The sequence below is a fragment of the Planomonospora algeriensis genome, assembly GCF_977012225.1.
The window spans coordinates 1-3,557 of record NZ_CDRNDK010000568.1 but is presented as its reverse complement, the minus strand read 5'-3'; the positions used below and the strand labels follow the sequence as shown (position 1 = coordinate 3,557).

The 3,557-nt window shown below is 73.6% G+C and carries 4 protein-coding genes; 1 reads left to right on the top strand and 3 read right to left on the bottom strand.

The features are described 5' to 3' along the window. Positions 1-696: cytochrome P450 (locus ACWJ6R_RS32530; protein ID WP_449065891.1), on the top strand; the 696-nt coding region annotated here is incomplete at its 5' end. A gap of 112 nt (positions 697-808) precedes the next feature. On the opposite strand, the gene thyX is transcribed toward ACWJ6R_RS32530, so the two are convergent. From thyX to ACWJ6R_RS32515, 3 genes are all read right to left on the bottom strand, one after another. After that, entirely contained in the window at positions 809-1,534 is a 726-nt protein-coding gene (gene thyX, locus ACWJ6R_RS32525; protein ID WP_449065890.1) for an FAD-dependent thymidylate synthase, read from the bottom strand. 106 nt (positions 1,535-1,640) lie between these two features. After that, on the bottom strand, positions 1,641-2,807 hold the full coding sequence (locus tag ACWJ6R_RS32520) for an amidohydrolase family protein (RefSeq protein WP_449065889.1): 1,167 nt from the start codon (positions 2,805-2,807) through the stop codon (positions 1,641-1,643). A 106-nt stretch (positions 2,808-2,913) separates the two neighbouring features. Next, positions 2,914-3,557: glutamine amidotransferase-related protein (locus tag ACWJ6R_RS32515; RefSeq protein WP_449065888.1), on the bottom strand; the 644-nt coding region annotated here is incomplete at its 5' end.

Genomic DNA, 3,557 nt, shown 5'->3' with positions numbered 1-3,557 from the left:
CTGGGCAGCCTCGTGCGGGACGTGCGCGACGGCACGGCCACCGCGCCGCGGGGCTCCGCGCTCGACGTCGTCGCCTTCCACCGCGACGCCGGCGGTGAGCTGCTCGACCCGCGCGTGGCGGCGGTGGAGCTGCTCAACGTCGTGCGCCCGACCGTGGCCGTGTGCTGGTTCGTCACCTTCGCCGCCCATGCCCTGCACCGGTGGCCGCGGCACCGCGCGCCGCTGCGCGACGGAAACGAGGCCTTCGCCGAGGCCTTCGTGCACGAGGTCCGCCGCTTCTACCCGTTCGCGCCGCTGGTGGGCGGACGGGCGGTGCGGGACTTGACCTGGCGGGGGGAGCGCATTCCCGCCGGCGCGCTGGTGCTGCTCGACGTCTACGGGCACAACCACGACCCCCGGCTCTGGGAGAACCCCTACACCTTCGACCCGGGGCGCTTCACCGGCCGGGAGATCGGCGAGTTCGACCTGATCCCGCAGGGCGGCGGGGACCCGCGCACGGGCCACCGCTGCCCCGGCGAGGCCATCACCGTCGCGCTGCTGAAGGCACTGGTGGTACGGCTGGCCCGCCTGGACCACCGCGTCCCCGACCAGGACCTGGGCATCTCCCTGCGGCGCATCCCCACCCGCCCGGCCGACGGCTTCGTCATGTCCTCCGTACGGCCCGCCGTACGGAGCCCCGCCTCCCCACGGCGCTGAGCGCGACGTGTCCGTCCGTACCACCGGGTCCCCGGCCGAGGCCGCCCCCGCGAGCCGACCGACCGGTCGGCGTCCGGAGGCGGCCGGTCCGGTGCGCTGCTCCAGCGCTCTCCTACGGGGCGACGCGGCCGTTCGCGACGAAGGCCGCGTGGGTGAGCGGCATCAGCTCCGCCCAGGCGGCCTCCATCTTCTCGGCCACCATCTCGATCTCGCGCTGCGGAAACGACGGCACCCTGGCCTGCTCGCTCTTGGTCCGCAGCGACAGGAAGTGCATCAGCGAGCGGGCGTTGCAGGTGGCGTACATCGAGGAGAACAGCCCGACGGGCAGCACCGCCCTGGCGACCTCGCGGGCGACCCCGGCCTCCAGCATCTCCTGGTAGGCCGCGTACGACTGCCGATAGGCCGACTCCATCGCCTCGGAGACGACCTTGTGCTGCTCCGCGGTCCCCTCCACGAAGACGTACTTGCCCGGCCGGCCCTCCTGCACCAGCTTGCGCTCCATGCCCGGAATGTAGAACTTGGGCTGGAGCTCCCTGTATCTTCCACTTTCTTCGTTATAAGACCATCCGACCCTGTGGCGGTGGAACTCCCGGAAGACGAAGATCGGCGCGCTGACGAGGAAGGTCATCGAGTTGTGCTCGAACGGGCTGCCGTGCCGGTCCCGCATCAGATAGTTGATCAGGCCCCTGGACCGCTCCGGGTCCTTGCCGATCTCGTCCAGGGACTGCTCCCCCGCGGTGGACACCCGGGCCGCCCAGAGCACGTCGGTGTCCGAAGCACTGTGTTTGACCAGCTCCACGGTCACGTCGTCCAGAAAACGCGGCTGACTGTCGTCCACGCGAAGAACCTTCCAGGTTACGGGAATGGGCCGCCGACCACCCTAGAGCGATCCCTCCGCTGGGGGCTCGGCGGGGTGCCCCGATCCGGGCCCGGCCGCCGAGCGGCTACAGCCGGTAGACCCGGCGGGCGTTGCCCGAGCCGATCATGTAGGCCACCCGGGCCGCGTCGGAGGCGCTCCACTCGTCGGCCGCCAGCCGGAGCGCCAGGGCCCTGGCCAAGGCCCTGCGGTGGCGCAGCGCCCCCAGGTAGCAGGCCTCGGCCACGCCGTGGCCGTGGGAGCCGAACAGCTGCTTGTGGAAGGGCGCCAGCTCCAGCAGCTCCCCGATGACGGTGTCCGCCCCGGAGCGGGCCGGAGCGCCGCCGACGTCCAGGTAGACGTGCGGGAAGGCGGCGGCGAGGTGGGCGGCCTGGCGGTGGAAGGGATGGCAGCCGAGCAGGATGACGGGCACGCCCATGGGCTGGAGCGCCCGGACGAAACCGGCCATCAGCGCCGGGTCGGCCCGGTGCGGGGCCGTCTCCGGCCCGCCGGGCCCGGTGTGGAACTGCAGCGGCAGGCCGCCCGCCCGGGCCACCTCCACCGCCGTCCAGAGCAGGTGGCGCAGGAGCACCGGGTCGGTCAGCGGCTCCTTGGGGTCGGACAGCCGCCGGTTGGCCGCCGCGATCACGGCGCCCCGGCTCGGCCTGGCCGGGTCGAAGTCGAGGCCGTACCGGTGGGCGATGGCCGAGGCGAGCCCGGCGGCCCGCGCGGCCCGGTCCGCGAGTTCGCTCTCCAGCGCCGAGATGTAGGAGACGCCGGCGCCCGAGGTCTCGGCCACCTCGTGCTCGATCTGCTCGATCCGGACGATCTCGTCGGCCGCGGCGTCGCCGTGCCTGCCCGTCTCGGCCACCGACAGCAGCTCCGGCGACTCCGGGGAGGTCTCGACCAGGAAGGCCGCGATCCCCGCGCCGCGCAGCATCCGCCGGTTCACCTCCTCGGCGCCGAGTTCGGCGCGGCGGGCCAGGTAGACGGCGGGCGGGGTGTGCGGCTCCAGGTCCAGCAGCGGGGCGCACCAGCGCCGGATCGCGGCGCCGGCGGGCGTATCGAAGTGGGTCGTGCCGGGCGGGGCGGGGGTGTTCGCTTCGGTGATCAGCAGCTCGAACCGGGCCCGTACCAGGTCGTCGCGGCGCGCGCCGCGGCAGTGGTGGTCGACGAGCGGCGCCAGCAGTGCCTCCCGGACGGCGTCGGGCAGTGCGACGGGCAGCCCGTCGGGCAGCGCGTCCTGCGGTCGCATCGTCGGCTCCTCTCATACGCCCGCGGGCGGACCGGTCCGACCGATCCGCCCGCAGTCCTACGTCAGGAGCAACTGTACGACTACCGACCGTGTCCGCGCCGCCGTTTCAGGCCACCGGCCGGGAGAGCCTCAGGACGTTGGCGATGATGCGCGCGCCCGCGCCGCCCTCGGCGGTGAGGATCGACTCGGGGTGGAACTGCACCGCGAAGCGGCGCCGCGCCACGTCCTCGATCGCCATGACCGCGCCGTCGGGGGTGAGGGCGGTGACGGTGAAGCCGTCGACGCCCGGCTGCTTGGCGTGCAGCGAGTGGTAGCGGGCGGCGACGAACTCCTCGGGCAGGCCGTCCAGCAGGGCGCTCTCACCCATCCGCTTGACCTGCCCGCGCTTGCCGTGCTCGGGGTAGGACAGCAGCTCCAGCGTGCCGCCCGCCTGCTCCACCATGCCCTGCAGACCGAGGCAGACGCCGAAGACGGGCAGGTCGCGGGCGTAGAGCGCGTCGACCAGGGCCGGCAGCCCGAAGTCCGACGGCCAGCCGGGGCCGGGCGAGAGCACCACGAGCGAGGGGTCGATCTCGTCGATCATCTCGGCCGGGAAGCCGTGCCGGAGGGTGACGACCTCGGCGCCCTGCTGGCGGAAGTAGTCGGCCAGGGTGTTGACGAAGGAGTCCTCGTGGTCGACCAGGAGCACCTTCATGCCCTCGCCGGGCCGCTCCGGGGCCGGCGCCGCGGCCGGTGCGGGCGCGGCGGCGG